Raw genomic sequence first — 990 nt, 5'->3', positions numbered from 1 at the left:
CCCTGTACCGCGAAGATACTGAATATCCTCCCAGGCTGTCGCCACCCGGCTCTCATCCTCCCCGGTAAACCGGTTTAGCCAGTCAAAACTGCCGGCCGATAACAACGGTGACAGTCTCGCTTTCTGCGTCGCCGTCAGCGAGTCCCAGGAATGGTACACCCCACCTTCAGATAACCACATCTGATACCACTGATGGATTTGCTGACAACATGACGGCGTCAAATCCGGTGCGGTTATCAGCATCTCAACCCAGTGCGTGAAGGCGGTGTTTTCCGGGGAAACAGGGCCGGTTTCTCCGTATGAGGTCAGTTCCGGTAACGGCGGAAAAGACAGCGGTCTGACGGGTTTCAGTATCCCCGCACAGCCAGCCAGCAACAAATGCAGACTTTGCGCTATCGCCGTCTGCCAGGCGGGTATCCCGTCATCCGCATATATCCAGTGTTTAAGAGCCGGCATATCCGCCGCGTTGTGTAAGGTGATGTCAAGTCGGTTCGAGCACCAGTTTGGCATGGTGATATCCTCTTTTCAGAATAAAAAAGAGGGCTTATCCCGTGAGGAACAAGCCCTCACGGGAAAGATGTCAGTCGTTAATCGTTAAAGATTATCCGGGCATGACATCCGGGTTAATGGCACCGCTCAGCTGAGCCTGTGCAAGTAAAGCATCGGTATCACTGACATACGGGGATGCCGGCAGATAACAGGATGCATTCAGTTTATCCAGGTGGTATTTATCCACCAGACGGTTGACCGCCGATACCGGCGATATCCCGAGTTCAATCATCCGGGATACCTCCGCATCATCAGACAATCCGGTATCACTCAGCGTAATGCCGTAATGCACTTTCAGTAACTGATGTACCAGCAACTGAAAACGGATAATGGTGATTTTGTCCATCGCTGTCTCCTACGCGGCCTGTCGGGAGGTGGCCGTATTCAGTAAAAACTCACAGGCCTGACGGGCCTGCCCGGCTGCCCGGAACAACGCTTTTT

Annotated in this window: 2 protein-coding genes; both read right to left on the bottom strand. The window is 53.3% G+C overall.

Annotated elements, in window-relative coordinates; genetic code table 11:
* The coding region (locus tag QSH13_RS18410; RefSeq protein ID WP_286039458.1) for a DUF1281 domain-containing protein at positions 1–510 on the bottom strand (510 nt) is incomplete at its 3' end.
* A gap of 91 nt (positions 511–601) precedes the next feature.
* Positions 602–895 (bottom strand): TA system toxin CbtA family protein, encoded by a 294-nt coding sequence (locus QSH13_RS18405; protein ID WP_214176977.1) that lies wholly within the window; start codon positions 893–895, stop codon positions 602–604.
* Positions 896–990: the final 95 nt, after the last annotated feature.

This window comes from Proteus faecis (assembly GCF_030286765.1).
Classification (GTDB): Bacteria; Pseudomonadota; Gammaproteobacteria; order Enterobacterales; family Enterobacteriaceae; genus Proteus; species Proteus faecis.
This window is presented reverse-complemented; position numbering and strand designations above follow the sequence as displayed.